The organism is Streptomyces sp. NPDC001828 (genome assembly GCF_042892175.1).
In the GTDB taxonomy this organism is placed as follows: Bacteria; Actinomycetota; Actinomycetes; order Streptomycetales; family Streptomycetaceae; genus Streptomyces.
Map to the genome: position 1 here is coordinate 1 of NZ_JBIATV010000008.1, position 16900 is coordinate 16900.

The window sequence follows — 16900 nt, forward strand, 5'->3', positions numbered from 1 at the left end:
TCCCCCCTCGCCCCCTCCCCCCCCCCCCCCCGCCCCTCGTCGCCCCGGGGCCCGGGGACCCGGGGGTGGCCCCCCCACCCCGCCCCGCCCCCGCTCCCCCGGGGGAGCGGACCGCCGCCGTCATGTCGCGCCGGACGTCAGTCGGTGCCGGACTCCATCGCCGCACGGTCGAGCAGCTCGTCGTCGGCGGAGACCTGGCCACGGGAGGCGATGACCTCCGCGCCGCCCTCCGGCATCGCGCCGATGAGGCCGGTCGCCGCCGCCTGGGCGGCGCCGATCAGCTCCGGGTGCGCGGTGCCGACGATGCCGAGGCCGGCGTACTGCTCCAGGCGGGCACGCGAGTCGGCGATGTCGAGGTTGCGCATCGTGAGCTGGCCGATCCGGTCCACCGGGCCGAACGCCGAGTCCTCGGTACGCTCCATCGACAGCTTGTCGGGGTGGTAACTGAACGCGGGGCCCGTGGTGTTGAGGATCGAGTAGTCCTCGCCGCGCCGCAGCCGCAGGGTCACCTCGCCGGTGACGGCCGAGCCGACCCAGCGCTGGAGCGACTCGCGGACCATCAGCGCCTGCGGGTCCAGCCAGCGGCCCTCGTACATCAGCCGGCCGAGCCGCCGGCCCTCGTTGTAGTACTGGGCGAGGGTGTCCTCGTTGTGGATCGCGTTGACGAGACGCTCGTACGCGGCGTGCAGCAGGGCCATGCCGGGCGCCTCGTAGATGCCGCGGCTCTTGGCCTCGATGATCCGGTTCTCGATCTGGTCGGACATGCCCATGCCGTGGCGGCCGCCGATGGCGTTGGCCTCCATGACCAGGTCGACCGGCGAGGCGAACTCCTTGCCGTTGATCGTGACCGGACGCCCCTGGGCGAAGCCGATCGTCACGTCCTCGGTGGCGATCTCGACGGACGGGTCCCAGAAGCGCACGCCCATGATCGGCTCGACGGTCTCGACACCCGTGTCCAGGTGTTCAAGGGTCTTGGCCTCGTGGGTGGCGCCCCAGATGTTGGCGTCGGTGGAGTACGCCTTCTCCGTGCTGTCGCGGTAGGGCAGCTCGTGGGCGAGCAGCCACTCGGACATCTCCTTGCGGCCGCCGAGCTCGGTCACGAAGTCCGCGTCCAGCCAGGGCTTGTAGATCCGCAGGTGCGGGTTGGCGAGCAGCCCGTAGCGGTAGAACCGCTCGATGTCGTTGCCCTTGAAGGTCGAGCCGTCGCCCCAGATCTGGACGTTGTCCTCCAGCATCGCCCGCACGAGCAGGGTGCCGGTGACGGCACGGCCCAGGGGGGTGGTGTTGAAGTAGGCGCGGCCGCCCGAGCGGATGTGGAACGCGCCGCACGCGAGTGCGGCCAGGCCCTCCTCGACCAGCGCGGCCCGGCAGTCGACGAGGCGCGCGATCTCGGCACCGTAGGCCTTCGCACGGCCGGGCACCGACGCGATGTCGGGCTCGTCGTACTGGCCGATGTCGGCGGTGTAGGTGCACGGGACGGCACCCTTGTCGCGCATCCACGCGACCGCGACGGAGGTGTCGAGGCCGCCGGAGAAGGCGATGCCGACGCGCTCGCCGGCGGGCAGGGAGGTGAGAACCTTGGACATGGGAAGAGTATGCATCTTCCTGAATGTTTATGCAACCCGCGTTCGGTGCTCGCCGGCGCTCTCTGCGGTCCCCTGTCACGATCCGGTCTCGCTACCCCCGGAGGGGCTTGTCCTGAGGGGATGTAATCGATTCCATGGGGGCGTGTAATCGATTCCACGCCCGGATGCGCGGCGGGGAACCGGGCAGCGAGGTTCCACGAGGAGGTGGTCCGGCGATGGCGGGCATCAAGGATGTCGCGGCCGAGGCGGGGGTGTCCGTCGCCACGGTGTCGCGGGTGCTCAACAGTCATCCGTCGGTCAGCGCGGCCGCGCGGGCCAGGGTGCTCGCGGCGGTCGAGGCGCTCGGCTACCGGCCCAACGCCGTGGCCCGTTCGCTGCGTACCGACCAGACGCGCACCCTGGGCCTGGTCATCAGCGACGTGCTGAACCCGTACTTCACCGAGCTGGCGCGCTCGGTGGAGGAGGCGGCCCGGGCGCTCGGCTACAGCGTGATCATCGGGAACGCGGACGAGCGGCCGGACCTCCAGGACCACCACGTCCGCACCCTCCTGGACCGCAGGATCGACGGGCTGCTCGTCTCGCCCACCGACGGCGGTTCGCCCCTCATGCTGGAGGCCGCACGCGGCGGCACCCCCATGGTGTTCGTGGACCGCTGGATCCCCGGCATCGACGTACCCGTGGTGCGCGCCGACGGCCGGGCCGCCATCGGCGACCTGGTCGCCCATCTGCACCGGCTCGGCCGCCGCAGGCTCGCCATCATCGCGGGCCCGGCCGCCACCACGACCGGCAGCGAGCGCGTCGAGGCCTTCCGGGCGGCGCTCGGCGCGCACGGCCTCGCGCTGCCCGACGCATACGTCGGCCAGGGCGACTTCCAGGCAGCCAGCGGGCGCCGGGCCACCGAACGGTTCCTGGCGCTCGCCGAGCCGCCGGACGCGGTCTTCGCCGCCGACAACCTGATGACCCTCGGCGCGCTGGACGCCCTGCGCGCCCACGGGCTGCACATCGGCACCGACATCGCGCTCGCCGCCTTCGACGACATCCCGTGGTTCGTGCACACCGATCCGCCCGTCACCGCCATCGCCCAGCCGACCGGCGAGCTCGGCCGGGCCGCCGTACACGCGCTCGCCGCCCTCATCGACGGCGGCACCCCGCCGTCCGTCACCCTCCCCGCCCGCCTCGTCGTACGCCGTTCCTGCGGCGAGGGCGACCCGAACCCGAGGAGCGCGCAGTGAGCCAGGACAAGCGTCAACCACCCCTTGATGAAGGGGAGTTGCTGCGCATCGAAGGGGTGCGCAAAGCCTTCCCCGGGGTGCGGGCCCTCGACGGGGTGGACTTCGATCTGCGCCGCGGCGAGGTGCACGTCCTGCTCGGTGAGAACGGCGCGGGCAAGAGCACCCTCATCAAGATGCTCTCCGGCGCTCACCGCCCCGACAGCGGACGCATCCTCGCCGGGGGCCACGAGGTGCGCATCCACAGTGCGCAGGACGCCGAACGCCTCGGCATCGCCACCATCTACCAGGAGTTCAACCTGGTGCCCGAGCTGAGCGTCGCCGAGAACATCTTTCTCGGCCGCCAGCCCCGGCGCTTCGGCATGATCGACCGCAGGGCGATGGAGGAGGCCGCCGGAAAGCTCCTCCGGCGGGTCGGCGTCGACGTGCCCCCGCGCACGAAGGTGCGCGAACTGGGCATCGCACGGCTCCAGATGGTGGAGATAGCCAAGGCGCTCAGCCTGGACGCCCGCGTACTGATCATGGACGAGCCGACCGCCGTGCTCACCTCCGAGGAGGTGGACAGGCTCTTCCGTATCGTGCGTACCCTGCGCGACGACGGCGTGGGCATCGTCTTCATCACCCACCACCTGGAGGAGATCGCGGCGCTCGGCGACCGGGTCACCGTCCTTCGCGACGGCCGCAGCGTCGGCCAGGTCCCCGCCACAACCCCCGAGGACGAGCTCGTACGGCTGATGGTGGGCCGCGGCATCGAGCAGCAGTACCCCCGCGAACGCACCGCCCCGGGACGGCCGTTGCTCCAGGTGAGCGGGCTGACCCGGCACGGTGTCTTCCACGACGTGAGCTTCGAGGTACGGGCGGGGGAGGTCGTCGGCCTCGCCGGTCTCGTCGGCGCGGGCCGCACCGAGGTGGCCCGCGCGGTGTTCGGCGCCGATCCCTACGACGCGGGCACCGTCGAGGTGCGCGGCGAACGCCTGGCCCGGGGTGATGTGAACGCGGCGATGGGCGCCGGCGTCGGGCTCGTGCCCGAGGACCGCAAGGGGCAGGGCCTGGTGCTCGACGCCTCCGTGCAGGAGAACCTCGGACTGGTCACCCTGCGCTCCGCCAGCCGCGCCGGGCTCGTCGACCTCAAGGGCCAGCGCGCGGCCGCCGCCCGCATCGCCGGACAGCTCGGCGTGCGGATGGCCGGGCTCGACCAGCAGGTGCGCACCCTGTCCGGCGGCAACCAGCAGAAGGTCGTCATCGGCAAGTGGCTGCTGGCCGACAGCAGGCTGCTGATCCTCGACGAGCCGACCCGTGGCATCGACGTGGGCGCCAAGGTCGAGATCTACCAGCTCATCAACGAGCTGACGGCGTCCGGCCACGCGGTCCTGATGATCTCCAGCGATCTGCCCGAGGTGCTCGGCATGAGCGACCGGGTCCTGGTCATGGCGCAGGGCCGGATCGCCGGAGAACTCCCCGCGCACGAGGCGACCCAGGACGCCGTCATGGCCCTCGCGGTCGCCGCACCGAACGTCGCCGCACCGGACGCGGTCGCCGCACCGAACGTACAGGAAGATGTGGAGGGCTCCCGTGGCCACTGACACGCTCGACAACCAGACCGGCGCGGCCGGGGCCCGGGGCGTGCGCCGCCTGCTGCTCGACAACGGCGCGCTGACCGCCCTCGTGGTCCTGGTGGCGGCCCTCGCGCTGCTCTCCGGCGACTTCCTCACCACCCAGAACCTGCTGAACGTGGGCGTGCAGGCCGCGGTCACCGCGATCCTCGCGTTCGGCGTCACCTTCGTCATCGTCTCGGCGGGCATCGACCTGTCCGTCGGCTCGGTGGCCGCGCTCTCGGCGACCGTGCTCGCGTGGTCGGCGACGTCCGAGGGCGTGCCCGTGTGGCTCGCCGTCCTGATGGCCGTCGCCACCGGCATCGCGTGCGGACTGGTCAACGGCGTCCTCGTCTCGTACGGCAAACTCCCGCCGTTCATCGCGACGCTGGCGATGCTGTCGGTCGGCCGGGGCCTGTCCCTGGTGATCTCCCAGGGCAGCCCCATCGCCTTCCCCGACTCCGTCTCCGTCCTCGGCGACACGCTCGGCGGCTGGCTGCCGGTCCCCGTCCTGGTGATGATCGCGGCCGGACTCCTCACGGCGCTCATCCTGTCCCGCACCTACATCGGGCGCTCGATGTACGCGATCGGCGGCAACGAGGAGGCGGCGCGGCTGTCGGGGCTGCGGGTGAAGCGGCAGAAGCTCGTCATCTACGCGCTGTCCGGCCTGTTCGCCGCCGTCGCCGGCATCGTGCTCGCCTCGCGCCTCGTCTCGGCCCAGCCGCAGGCGGCCCAGGGGTACGAGCTCGACGCCATCGCCGCGGTCGTCATCGGCGGGGCCAGCCTGTCGGGCGGCGTCGGCAAGGCGTCGGGCACCCTGATCGGCGCGCTGATCCTCGCGGTCCTGCGCAACGGCCTCAACCTCCTTTCCGTGTCGGCGTTCTGGCAGCAGGTCGTCATCGGCGTCGTCATCGCGCTCGCGGTCCTGCTCGACACCCTGCGCCGCAAGGCCGGGGTCACGCCCGGCGCCGCCGGGGGTGCGGCCGGGTCCGGGTCCGGCCGCAAGGGGCCCGGGGTGATGAAACTGGCCGTCGCCGCGGTCTGCCTGGCGGCCGTCATCGGCGCCGGATACCTCCTGAACCCCGGGTCGTCCGGCAGCGGCGCGCCCAAGCTGGGGATGTCCCTCTCCACCCTCAACAACCCCTTCTTCGTGCAGATGAAGGCGGGCGCCCAGGCCGAGGCGAAGGCGGAGGGCATCGATCTGACCGTCACCGACGCCCAGAACGACGCGTCCCAACAGGCCAACCAGATACAGAACTTCACCAGCTCCGGCATGAAGTCGGTCATCGTGAACCCGGTGGACTCGGACGCGGTCGGCCCCTCCGTGCGCGGCGCCAACGCGGCGCACATCCCGGTGATCGCCGCCGACCGGGGGGTGAACAAGGCGGAGACCGCCACCCTGGTCGCCTCCGACAACGCGGCGGGCGGCCGGCTCGCGGCCCGTACCCTCGCCGAGAAGCTCGGCGGCAAGGGACGGATCGCCGTCCTCCAGGGCACCGCGGGCACCTCGGTGAGCCGGGAGCGCGGCGCGGGCTTCGCCGAAGGGCTCAAGGCGTACCCGGGCATCGAGGTCGTCGCCCGCCAGCCCGCCGACTTCGACCGCACCAAGGGCCTGGACGTCATGACCAACCTCCTCCAGTCGCACCCCGACCTCACCGGCGTCTTCGCCGAGAACGACGAGATGGCCCTCGGTGCCGTCAAGGCGCTCGGCGACCGGGCGGGCAGCGCGGTGGCCGTCGTCGGATTCGACGGAACTCCCGACGGGATCAAGGCAGTTGGGGCGGGCACGCTGTACGCCTCGGTGGCCCAGCAGCCCAAGGAGATCGGCAGGCTCGCCGTACGCAACGCGGTCCTCGCGATCCGGGGCAAGAAGCCGGACAGCGCGGTGAAGGTGCCGGTCAAGGTGGTGACCCGGGAGAACGTGGCGGACTTCTCCTGAAGTCACCCGGTTTGATGCACTTCTGACGAACCATCAGAACGGTCGGCACCACCAGAGCAATCGGCACCACCAGAGCCATCAGCACCATCAGCGCCATCGAAGGATGACCTCATGCACCACCACGACCTGTTGATCGTCGGATCGGCCAACGCGGACCTCGTCGTCGGGGTGGACCGAAGGCCCGCAGCCGGCGAGACCGTGCTCGGCTCCGACCTCGCCGTCCACCCCGGCGGCAAGGGCGCGAACCAGGCGGTCGCCGCAGCCCGCCTCGGCGCCCGCACCGCCCTGCTCGCCAAGGTCGGCGACGACGAGCACGGGCGGCTGCTGCGGGGCTCGCTGCGCACGGCCGGGGTCGACACCGACGGCGTGCTGGTGGATCAGACGCCCACGGGCGTTGCCCTGATCGTCGTCGACCCCTCCGGCGACAACAGCATCGTCGTGTCCCCGGGCGCCAACGCCCGGCTGGCCCCCGAGGACATCCGCGCCGCCGGAGCCCTGTTCGCCTCGGCCCCCGTCGTCTCCGTCCAGCTTGAGATCCCCCTGGCGACGGTCGCCGAAGTGGCGCGCTGTCTGGCTCCGGGCGCCCGCCTGGTGCTGAACCCCTCGCCGCCGGCCCCGCTGCCGGACGAAGTCCTCGCGGCCTGCGACCCGTTGATCGTCAACGAGCACGAGGCGCGCTTCATGCTCGGCGACGCGGCGGGGGAGACCCCCGAGGACTGGGTACCCGCGCTCCTCGCGCTCGGCCCGCGCTCCGTGGTCGTCACCCTGGGGGCGGCGGGCGCGCTGGTCGCGGGGCCGGACGGCACCCGGCGGGTGCCGAGCCCGCGCGTCGACCCGGTCGACACCACGGGCGCGGGCGACGCCTTCACCGCGGCCCTGGCCTGGCGTCTGGGCCGGGGCGAGAACCTGTCACAGGCCGCCGCCTACGCGTCCCGGGTCGGGGCCGCCGCCGTCACGAGGAAGGGGGCCCAGGAGTCCTACCCGACCGCCGAGGAGCTGCCGGGCGAGTGACGGCCGAGTTGGGATAGCGCCCGCCCCGACTTACGGCAATGCGCCCCCGCGCCGCCGGCCGGCCCGGACACCCGCGGACGTACGGACAGATTTGGCGCTGCAACCGCAATTCCCGTCGTCCGAGGGGAGCAGGTGCAGCGGTGGTCTACCTCGCTGGTCAAGTACGGTCCGCGGAAGCCGGGTTCGTCGATGTCAGGGACCGGGCGACCTGGACGGAACTCTTCTACGATCTCGTGCTCGCCTTCGGCGTGAGCCAGATCGCCCACGCGCTGGCCCAGCATCCCGACTGGGCGACCCTCGCCAGCTGTCTGCTGGTCCTGGTGCCGCTCTGGTGGGCCTGGGTCGACGTCGTCATGGCGATGAACGCCGTGCACGAGACCGTCATGCAGCGGGTGTTTCTGCTGCTCGCCGGTCTCGCCACCTACGGCATGAGCGTCGCCGCCCCGCACGCCCTGGAGACCCGCTCCGAGGCGCTGCTCTACGCCGGGTGCTATCTCGCGCTGCGGCTGCTCATCGGGGAGGCCATCCGGCGCGAGTGCGCCGTCTACACCATCCACCCCTACCGGGCCGGACTCGCCTTCGCCCTCGTCCTGTTCGCCACGGCCGTGCTGCCCCCCGGCCTGCGGACCGCGGGCTGGGCCGTCGCCGTGGTCGCGGAGATCCTCGCGCCGCTCGTACTGAGCGGCCATCTGCGGCAGTTGGCGTTCGGCGTCAACCATCTGCCCGAGCGTTTCGGCCTGTTCATCATCATCGCGCTCGGCGAGAACGTGGTGTCCGTCGGAGCCTGGGTCGCCGGGCGCCGGCTCGGGGTGCTCGAACTGCTCGCCGTCTCCCTCGCCTTCCTCACCGGCTGCGCCCTGTGGTGGCTCTACTTCCACCTGGTCGCCTCCGCCATCGCCCACGCCCTGCGCACCCATCCCACCCCGTCCGTCGTGGTGCGTGACGTGCTCAGCTACGGCCATCTGGTGCTGGTTCTGGGCCTGTTGCTCGTCTCCGTCGGCGCCGACCGGATCGTCGTGGAGCCCACCCATGTGCCCCATCGGCTCGCGGCGGCCCTGCTGCCCGTCGGCGCCGCCCTGTTCACCCTCACCTTCTGCTACACCCGCCGCCGCATGTTCGGCGCCGCGTCCCTGACCCGGTTCGCCGGGGCCCTCGCCCTGTTCGCGCTCGGCGGCGCCGCGCCCTGGCTCCCGGGGCTCGCCACGCTCGGCTCGGCGGCCGCGCTGCTCGTCGCCGTGAACGGTCTCGAACACTGGCTCATCAGCAGCGGACGAGAGGTCCCGATGATCTTCAGAAAGGGTCAACAGGCCTCGTCAGGCGCCTAGTTGACGTAGTACGAGGGGGGACCTCGCAGAGTGCTCCGGGGGGTGCCCGCCGAGCGCGAGACCGAGGGCCTTCGGACCCTACCGTTCCTGCGTACTCAAGTTTCTCCGGCATGGAAAAGGAGGTGGCGTGATGCCGTCCCGCAGTTCGACACCGGCCCTGCTCGCGTTGTCGCTGGGCTATTTCAGTCTGGGGACGATCTCACTTGCAGTGGTCGGCCTCAACGGTCCCATCGGGGACGACCTGCACGTCGCGCCGGCTCGCGTGGGCTTCCTGGTCACCGTCTTCGCGCTCACGTTCGCCCTGTTCGCCCCGGCCGCCCCGATTCTGCTGCGCCGCTGGAACCGCAAGCGGGTGCTCCTGCTCGGCATCGGCCTGCTGACCGTGGGCGCGGCGCTCGGCGCGCTGGCCCCCAACTACGGCTTCCTGGTCGTGACCCGGGTCGTCGGCGCGATGGGCGCGGCCGTGTTCGGACCCGGCGCCTCGGCGGCGGGCTCACTGATCGTCCCGCCCGAGCGCAGGCAGCGCGCCCTCGCCACGGTGTTCGCCGGAATGACGGCGGCCGCGGTGCTCGGCGTCCCGCTCGCCTCGTTCCTCGGCGGCAGCCTCGGCTGGCGTCCGGCGATGCTCGGAGTGGCCGCGCTGTCGGCACTCGGGTGTCTGCTGGTCGCGGTGTACGTGCCGGAGATCCCCTCCGGTGAGCCGCCCACGGTCAAGGCCTACCGCTCCGCCCTGCGCACCCCCGCCGCGCTCTCCACCGTCTCGACGACGCTGCTGTTCATGGCGGCCCAGTTCACGGTCTACGGCATCGCGGGCGCCTATCTCAAGGACCGCTTCGGTGCCTCGTCCGGCCTGATCTCGGTCACCCTGCTCGCGTTCGGCGTCATCGGTGTCCTGGGCAACGCCTCGTCGCCCCGGATCGCCGAGAAGCTCGGCGGCTCGCGCACCATCACCATCGCGGTCGCCGGCCTCGCCGCCGGATTCGTCCTGCTCCTGGTGGCACCGCACTCCGAGCCCGGACTCGTGCTCTTCGCGATCTGGGCGTTCTTCAGCCAGATGTACCAGGCACCCCAACAGGCCCGGCTCGTGGACCTGCTGCCCACCCAGCCCGGTCTCATCCTGGCCATGAACGCCGCCGCCCTCTACCTCGGCATGAGCCTGGGCAGCTTCATCGGCAGCGCCCTGCTGCCCGGCATGGGCGCGGGCCCGATCCCGGCCGTCGCCCTCGTCATCCTCGCCGTCGCCGCCCTCGCGCACGCCTCGTCGGCCCGCAAGGTCACGGTGGCCGAACGGCCCGCCACACCGGTCCCCAGCTCGTAACGGGACCACCCCCGAACCACACCTCGCAACAGGCAGAAACAACAAGGAGACACCGTGTCCAACCACCACGTGCAGCTCGTGCGCGACTACATCGAGAACATCTGGAACGAGGGGCAGACCGAGCGGGCCGACGAGTACCTGGCCGACCGCCTCATCCAGCACAACCCGAACCTGCCCGACGGACGCAAGCCGCTGGTCGAGTTCATCGAGGGCTTCCGCAAGCAGCTGCCCGAGGCCCGGTTCGAGATCCGCCGGATCGCCGGCGACGACGGCCTGGTCTTCACGCACTCCCACTTCCGCCCGCAGCCGGGCCACCGCGGCATGGTCGTCGTCGACGTCTTCCGCATCGACGACGGCCGCATCGTGGAGCACTGGGACGTCCGCGAGGACGTGCCGGAGACCACCGTCAGCGGTCACGACGTCTACTGAGCCACCCCCCGGCTCCCCCTGCTGCCGCTCCCCGAGGCCCTGGCTTCGAGGAGCGGCAGCTCCCTTTTCACCCACCTGTTGACGGCACGTCCACGGATACTGAAGGAGACAACCATGGCTGGAGTGACCCGCCGGGGATTCCTCGGCACCGCCTCCGGAGTCGGCGGCGCGGCCGTGCTCGGCATCACCGCGGCGGGGCCCGCCCGGGCCGCGTCGAGCACGCCGACCACCACGAGCACGGCGGTCGCCGCCGTGACCGTCACGCCCGACGACCCCCGCTATCTGGACCTCACGGCCCGCGGCTACAACGCCAGATTCGTCGCCAAGCCCGATTCCGTACGCCTGACGCACTCCACCGACCAGGTGGTGGCCGCCGTGCAGGAGGCCGTCTCCGGCGGCAAGAGGATCGCCGTCCGCGGCGGCGGACACTGCCTCGACGGCCTCGTCGACGACCCCGACGTACGGATACTCGTCGACATGTCCGAGATGAGCGCCATCACCTACGACTCCGCGCGCCGCGCGTTCGCCGTGGAGGCCGGCGCCCTGCTCGGCCATGTCTACCGCACGCTCTACCTGGAGTGGGGCGTCACCATACCCGGCGGCACCTGCCCCACCGTCGGCGTCGGCGGCCACGTCAGCGGCGGCGGGTACGGCGCCATGTGCCGCCAGTACGGCGCGGTCGTGGACCACCTGTACGCGGTCGAGGTGGTGTACGTCGACGCCTCCGGCACGGCCCGCTGCGTGGTCGCCACCCGCGACGCCGCCGACCCCAACCGCGAGCTGTGGTGGGCGCACACGGGCGGAGGCGGCGGCAACTTCGGCATCGTCACCCGGTACTGGTTCCGCTCCCCGAACGCCACCGGAAGCACCCCCTCGAACCTGCTCCCCAAGCCCCCGGCCACCCTCCTCAAGGCCAGCGCCAGCTGGAAGTGGAGCGACCTCACCGAGGCCGACTTCAACCGCCTGGTGCGCAACCACAACAACTGGCACCACGCGAACAACACGGTCGGCACCCCGTACGACAGCCTCAACAGCGTGTTCATCCTGAACAACTACGTGCAGGGCACCCTGGTGCTCAGCGCGCAGATCGACGGCTCGCTCGCCAACTCGGCCGACCTGATGAACAGTTACCTCGCGGCCGTCGCCGCCGGAGTGAGTGCCCCGCACGCCACGGCGACCTCCAGCTGGCCCTGGCTCAAGGCCACCCTCAAGGACCCCTACGACACGGGCGTGTTCAACCGCGGCAAGTTCAAGGGCGCCTATCTGCGCCAGGGCTGGTCGGACGCCCAGCTCGCCGTGCTGTGGCGCAACCTCTCCGACAAGACCTACGACGGCCACGCGGGCATCCTGCTCTACACCTACGGCGGCCAGGTCAACAGCGTCGCGCCGAGCGCCACCGCACTGGCCCAGCGCGACTCGATGCTGAAGGCCAACTTCACCACGTACTGGAGCGACCCCACCCAGGACGCCCGGCACATCGCCTGGATGCGCGACCTGTACCGCGACATGTACGCCGACACCGGCGGGGTGCCGCTGCCCGACGGGGCCGCCGACGGCAGTTACATCAACTACCCCGACACCGACCTCGCCGACCCGGCGTGGAACACCTCGGGCGTGCCCTGGCAGACGCTGTACTGGAAGGGCAACTACCCGCGCCTGCAGCAGGTCAAGAGGACCTGGGACCCGCGGAACGTCTTCCACCACGCCCTGTCGATCACGGCCTGAGCCCCAGCGCGCGAAGTGCCCCGCCCCGGCGAACCGGGGCGGGGCACTTCGCGGGGACAGGGGGAGAAGGATCAGGTGAGGGCGGGCAGCGCCACCCCGGTCAGGGACTCGCTCAGCTCGCGCAGGCGGGCGCGGGCCGCCGGGTCGTAGGCCTGGGCGCCGGCCCGCGAGCGGCGGTCACGGTCGAAGTACTCGCCGGTGACCTCCGCGAGCGCGGGGTCGGTGACCAGGCGCGCCACGTTGCGCATGCCCTCGGCGACCGTGCTCTGCGGTGTGAACAGGTGCACCACCATCTTGGTCGGCATGTACGAGGCCGGGTGCAGGGCGTTGACCGTGACGCCCGTGCCGGCGAGCTGCTCGGCGAGGTCCACGGTCAGGCTGATCTGCGCCAGCTTCGCCTGGCAGTACGCCTGCACCCCGTCCCAGCGGCGCTCCAGCATCACATCACCGAAGTCGATCGGGGCCTGCCCGGCCGAGCTGACGTTGATGACGCGGGCCGGCGCGGAGCGCACGAGGAGCGGGGCGAGGCGGCAGCTGAGCATGTAGGCCGCCAAGTAGTCGACCTGGAAGGTCAGTTCATAGCCGTCCTGGCTCTCCTGGCGGGCCAGCTCCACGCCGATGCCGGCGTTGTTCACCAGGACGTCGAGCCGGTCGTGCCGCTCCAGGATCCGGTCGGCGAGCGCACCGATGTCCTTCAGCGAGGCGAAGTCGGCCAGCTCGTAGCTGATGTTCTGGTTCCCGGTCTTCTCGCGCAGCTCGTCGAGGAGCTCCTGACCCTTGCCGGCGCTGCGGCCGTGCAGGATCAACGAGTAGCCCAGGGCGGCCAGTTCATGGGCGAGGGCCCGGCCGAGGCCGTCGGTCGCACCGGTGATGAGGACGGTCTGCTCGGTGACAGCGGTCATGCGGTTTCACTCCGTGGGATGTCGGATGGTGCCAATGGGGGCACGGCCGGTCGAGCGACCGGCCGTGCCCCGTGCGATCGTGCGGATTCACGCGTACGTCCGCAGCTCTTGTGCGGACTGGTCGGTGTAGCCCTGGCTCACCTCGATGACGACACCGTCGGGGTCGCGGAACCAGACGGTCCGCCAGCCGGGGATGAACTCGTCGAACGAGAGCGGACCGAGCGTGATCTCCAGTTCGCCGTCCGCCGCCGCGAGGAACGCGTCGACGTCGTCGACCTGGAAGGCGAGGTGCCGGGCCGCGCCCGGGTTGTCGGGCCCGTCCTTGACGGTGTCGAAGGCGGGCGCCGACGTGGTGGGGAAGAGTTCCAGATAGACCGGGCCGCTGCGCAGGAACACCACGCGGCTGCCGTCGGCCTCGACCACCCGGGCCCGGCCGAAGCCGAACCAGCGGGTGTAGAACTCCTCGGTGGCTTTCTGGTCGAGGCAGTTGAGCCCGACGTGCGACCAGCGGACGTTCACGTCGACGGGTGCGGACATGGCCTCACGCCCCGGTGACGGCCGCGAACGGCACGCTGTCGTGGTGGTTGGACATGTAGTGGATCAGGCCGCCGGAGACCTGGAAGTAGTTGCAGACCGCCGCCTCCACGCTGTCGCCGCCGGTGGTGACGGCCGAGATGTGCGAGACGACCGCGGCCTGCTCGCCGTCCACCACGATGTGCACCGGGGTGTTGGAGAACGAGGCGTACATCTCCGGGAAGCCCTTCATCATGTCCCGGAGCGTCTCGCGTCCCTCCACGTGCCCGGCGAGCTGTTCGTCCATCGTCTGGTCGACGGCGAACAGGTCGCACCACGCGTCCCACTCACCCGCGTTGGCCAGCCGGTAGTAGGTGTCGACGATCTCTCGTGTGCTGTTCGTGCTCATGGGGAGTCCCTTCCTCGGTGGACGCGTGACTACGGCAGCGGTACGTCGAGCTGGCGCATGAGGCCCGCGGTGTCGGCCTGGACCCAGCGCTCCACGACCTTGAAGTCCTCCAGGCGGTAGACCTCCAGACTGGTCCAGGACACCTCCTTGCCGCTGGCCTCCATGCCGAAGAACGGCGCGATGTGCTTGCCGTGGAAGGTGATGTGCATGATCACCTTGTCCGGCGCGGCGGCGTACAGGGCGTCCAGGGTGACCCGGAAGTCCAGCGCGTCGTGGGCGGCCTTGATGATGCCCTTGAGCTCGTCCAGGCTCCGCACGTCCCACGCCGGGTTGTTGTCCTTGAAGGTGGGGCCGAACAGGGCGTCGAGGTCGTCGTAGCGTCGCTCGTTGACGGCGTCGGAGACCTTCTGCACCACCGCGACGTTCTCCTCGTCGGGCGAGAGCTGGCCGCGCAGGCCGAACAGGTCGTCCTCCGCCCAGCGCTCCACGAGCCGGCCGTCCTCGGCCCGCCAGATCTCGGTGGTGGTCCACTCCACCTTGCGGCCGGTGGGCGGGATGTCGAGGACGGGCTCCTGGTGGGTCCCGGTAAGGCGGACCCGGGTGATCACCTTGTCGCCCGCCTCGATCGTCTCCAGGAGCTCGCCCCGGATGCCGAGCGTGCGGTGCGCGCCGCGCAGGGCGTCCAGGTAGGAGTCAAGGCCCTTGATGTCGAAGCCCGGGTGGTGGTCCTCGAAGTCGGCGCCGATCACACGGGCGATCTCGGCGTAGTCCTCGGTGTTGAGCGCGGTGAGGAACCGCTCGTACAGCCGGATGTTGTCAGACGTGGGCATGGGGATTCCCCTCGGTCCGGAGTGAGGTGTGCGACTGGGACTGCTGGACGAGACCGGCCGCCTTCTCGCCGATCATCACGCTCGGTGCGTTGGTGTTGCCGGCGACGATCGTCGGCATGACGGAGGCGTCGGCGACCCGCAGCCCGTCGATGCCGTGCACCCGCAGCTCGGCGTCGGTGACCGCGTCGGGCCCCGTGCCCATCCGGCAGGTGCCGACCGGGTGCCACAGGGTGGTCGCGTGGGCTGCGACGTAGCCGCGCAGCTCGCGCGGGTCGGTCACCCGCTCGCCGGGACCCAGCTCCGCGCCGCGGAACGGGCCGAAGGCGGAGGTGTGGGCGAGCTCCCTGGCCAGCAGGATGCCGTGCACCAGGACGTCCCGGTCGGCCGCCGAGGCGAGGTAGTTGGCGCGTACGACCGCGTTGGCCGACGGGTCGGCGCTGCGCAGCCGCAGCCGGCCGCGGCTCTGCGGGAGCAGCGAGATCGGCGCGAAGGTGAAACCGGGGCCCTGGTGGTGGGCTGCCGGGGCGTCGGGCGCGAGGAACTTGATGGGCCCGAACGTGAACTGGAGGTCGGGGGGCGCGCCGGGCCCGGCGTCCTTGGTGTGGGTGAAAAGACCGGCCTCGGAGATCAGCGCGCCCTCGGGGTGTTCCTGGAGCGACTGGTAGCAGACCGGCACGAACAGATGGTCCTGGAGGTTGCCGCCGACACCCGGCAGGTTCTGTACGCAGTCGATGCCGTGCGAGCGCAGGTGCGCGGCCGGGCCGATCCCCGAGAGCATGAGCAGCTTCGGCGACTCGAACGCGCCCGCCGAGACCACGACCTCCTGCTCGGCGCGGACCCGGTGGAGGCGGCCGTCCTGCTCGTACTCGACGCCCGTGACCCGGGTGCCGTCCAGGATGAGCCGGGTCGCCCTGGCCCGTACCTCCACGGTCAGGTTGGGCCGTTTCAGGGCCGGGCGCAGATAGCCGTCGGCCGTGGAGGAGCGGCTGTTGGCGTCGTCCCGGGTGGTCTGGTACAGGAAGCCGTAGCCGTCCTGGCGCTCGGCGTTGTAGTCCGACTCCGGCGCGGTGTAGCCGAGTTCGGCGGCGCCCGCGACGAAGGCCTCGGCGAGCGGGGTCGGGTCGTCCAGGTCGCGCACCCGGACCGGGCCGCCGGTGCCGCGCAGCGCGGAGGGGCCGCCCGAGTAGTCCTCGGAGCGCCGGAAGTAGGGCAGTACGTCCTCGTAGGACCAGCCCGGGTTGCCGAGCGCCGCCCAGCGGTCGTAGTCGTGACGGCTGCCGCGGACCCACATCAGCGCGTTCACGGAGCTGCAGCCGCCGGCCACCTTGCCCCGGGCGACCGGGATCCGGCGGCCGTCGAGAGCGGGCTCGGGCTCGGTGGCGTACCCCCAGTCGATGTCGGGGCTCCACTCGGAGGCGAGCAGTGCGAACACCGCGGCCGCGTCCGTGCGGTGGATCTCCGGGCGCTCGTCCCAGCCGCCCGCCTCCAGGACGAGCACGGCCGCGCTCCCGTCCTCGCTCAGCCGGCTCGCCACGGCACTGCCGGCCGACCCGGCGCCGACCACGATGTAGTCGAAGGCGCGGTCCGGGGAAGTGCCCGCCAAATCGGGTGACATGGAACCTCCAGGGTCAACTAGGTCGCGGTCAGGCCGGGTTGAGGTCGCCGACCCGGTAGCCGGAGATGAGCGGCCGCCCGGTGCCGGCCTCGCGCACCAGGCGCCAGGTCTGGTTGATGCGGAACGAGCTGACGGTGCCGTCGGAGGTCTGCTTGGCCGTCCACACGACGGTCAGTGAGATGTCGACGCCGGCGTCGTCCTCGCTCACGTCGAGGCGCTCGACGACATGGGTCTGGTCACTGAAGGCCTTGCCGACCACGTCGTACCAGTCGCGGAAATCGGCGTGGCCGCGCAGGGTGCGCTCGGGGAAGACCATCTCCAGGCCGTCGTCGACGATGTGGGCGAGGAGTTCCTCGACGGGCTCGTGGTCGCTGAGAATGTCGAACCAGTGCTGGACGAACGCGGCGATGCCCGTGCCGGGCGCGGTCTTTTCGGCCGTCATGGCTGACTCCCTTCCAGTGCGCGGGCCCGGGGCCC

Annotated in this window: 15 protein-coding genes; 8 read left to right on the top strand and 7 right to left on the bottom strand. The window is 71.4% G+C overall.

Annotated elements, in window-relative coordinates:
• Nucleotides 1-137 precede the first annotated feature (137 nt).
• Nucleotides 138-1586 carry an argininosuccinate synthase gene (gene argG / locus ACFYZA_RS22165; RefSeq protein WP_382595530.1) on the bottom strand — a complete coding sequence of 483 codons (1449 nt, stop codon included), beginning with the start codon at nucleotides 1584-1586 and terminating at the stop codon, nucleotides 138-140.
• Between the two features lie 215 nt (nucleotides 1587-1801).
• Here argG and ACFYZA_RS22170 point away from each other — a divergent pair, with 215 nt between their 5' ends.
• From ACFYZA_RS22170 to ACFYZA_RS22205, 8 genes are all read left to right on the top strand, one after another.
• Nucleotides 1802-2818, top strand: a complete 1017-nt coding sequence (locus tag ACFYZA_RS22170) for a LacI family DNA-binding transcriptional regulator (protein ID WP_388492283.1) — start codon at nucleotides 1802-1804, stop codon at nucleotides 2816-2818.
• The gene (locus ACFYZA_RS22175; RefSeq protein WP_388492285.1) at nucleotides 2815-4398 is read left to right on the top strand and encodes a sugar ABC transporter ATP-binding protein; all 1584 of its coding nucleotides are present in this window, start codon (nucleotides 2815-2817) and stop codon (nucleotides 4396-4398) included. The genes ACFYZA_RS22170 and ACFYZA_RS22175 overlap by 4 nt, the downstream gene beginning before the upstream one ends.
• Nucleotides 4388-6346, top strand: a complete 1959-nt coding sequence (locus tag ACFYZA_RS22180; RefSeq protein ID WP_388492287.1) for a substrate-binding domain-containing protein — start codon at nucleotides 4388-4390, stop codon at nucleotides 6344-6346. The genes ACFYZA_RS22175 and ACFYZA_RS22180 overlap by 11 nt, the downstream gene beginning before the upstream one ends.
• 111 nt (nucleotides 6347-6457) lie before the next feature.
• Nucleotides 6458-7357, top strand: coding sequence for a ribokinase (locus tag ACFYZA_RS22185; RefSeq protein ID WP_388492289.1), 900 nt, complete (start codon nucleotides 6458-6460; stop codon nucleotides 7355-7357).
• Nucleotides 7358-7497: 140 nt separating this feature from the next.
• Complete coding sequence (locus ACFYZA_RS22190) at nucleotides 7498-8682, top strand: low temperature requirement protein A (RefSeq protein ID WP_382595544.1); 1185 nt, start codon at nucleotides 7498-7500, stop codon at nucleotides 8680-8682.
• 130 nt (nucleotides 8683-8812) lie between these two features.
• Complete coding sequence (locus tag ACFYZA_RS22195; protein WP_382595548.1) at nucleotides 8813-10000, top strand: MFS transporter; 1188 nt, start codon at nucleotides 8813-8815, stop codon at nucleotides 9998-10000.
• Nucleotides 10001-10054: 54 nt separating this feature from the next.
• Complete coding sequence (locus ACFYZA_RS22200) at nucleotides 10055-10429, top strand: nuclear transport factor 2 family protein (protein WP_382595551.1); 375 nt, start codon at nucleotides 10055-10057, stop codon at nucleotides 10427-10429.
• 114 nt (nucleotides 10430-10543) lie between these two features.
• Entirely contained in the window at nucleotides 10544-12154 is a 1611-nt protein-coding gene (locus tag ACFYZA_RS22205) for an FAD-binding oxidoreductase (RefSeq protein WP_388492291.1), read from the top strand.
• A 71-nt stretch (nucleotides 12155-12225) separates the two neighbouring features.
• On the opposite strand, the gene ACFYZA_RS22210 is transcribed toward ACFYZA_RS22205, so the two are convergent.
• From ACFYZA_RS22210 to ACFYZA_RS22235, 6 genes are all read right to left on the bottom strand, one after another.
• On the bottom strand, nucleotides 12226-13056 hold the full coding sequence (locus tag ACFYZA_RS22210) for an SDR family NAD(P)-dependent oxidoreductase (protein WP_382595557.1): 831 nt from the start codon (nucleotides 13054-13056) through the stop codon (nucleotides 12226-12228).
• Nucleotides 13057-13143: 87 nt separating this feature from the next.
• Nucleotides 13144-13593 carry a VOC family protein gene (locus ACFYZA_RS22215; protein WP_388492293.1) on the bottom strand — a complete coding sequence of 150 codons (450 nt, stop codon included), beginning with the start codon at nucleotides 13591-13593 and terminating at the stop codon, nucleotides 13144-13146.
• Nucleotides 13594-13597: 4 nt separating this feature from the next.
• Nucleotides 13598-13978 carry a nuclear transport factor 2 family protein gene (locus ACFYZA_RS22220; RefSeq protein WP_382595563.1) on the bottom strand — a complete coding sequence of 127 codons (381 nt, stop codon included), beginning with the start codon at nucleotides 13976-13978 and terminating at the stop codon, nucleotides 13598-13600.
• Between the two features lie 29 nt (nucleotides 13979-14007).
• On the bottom strand, nucleotides 14008-14808 hold the full coding sequence (locus ACFYZA_RS22225; protein ID WP_382595566.1) for an ester cyclase: 801 nt from the start codon (nucleotides 14806-14808) through the stop codon (nucleotides 14008-14010).
• Nucleotides 14795-16423 carry a GMC family oxidoreductase gene (locus ACFYZA_RS22230; RefSeq protein ID WP_382595568.1) on the bottom strand — a complete coding sequence of 543 codons (1629 nt, stop codon included), beginning with the start codon at nucleotides 16421-16423 and terminating at the stop codon, nucleotides 14795-14797. The genes ACFYZA_RS22225 and ACFYZA_RS22230 overlap by 14 nt, the downstream gene beginning before the upstream one ends.
• A gap of 28 nt (nucleotides 16424-16451) precedes the next feature.
• A complete protein-coding gene (locus tag ACFYZA_RS22235; RefSeq protein WP_388492294.1) occupies nucleotides 16452-16865 on the bottom strand; it encodes a nuclear transport factor 2 family protein in 414 nt (137 codons plus the stop codon).
• Nucleotides 16866-16900: the final 35 nt, after the last annotated feature.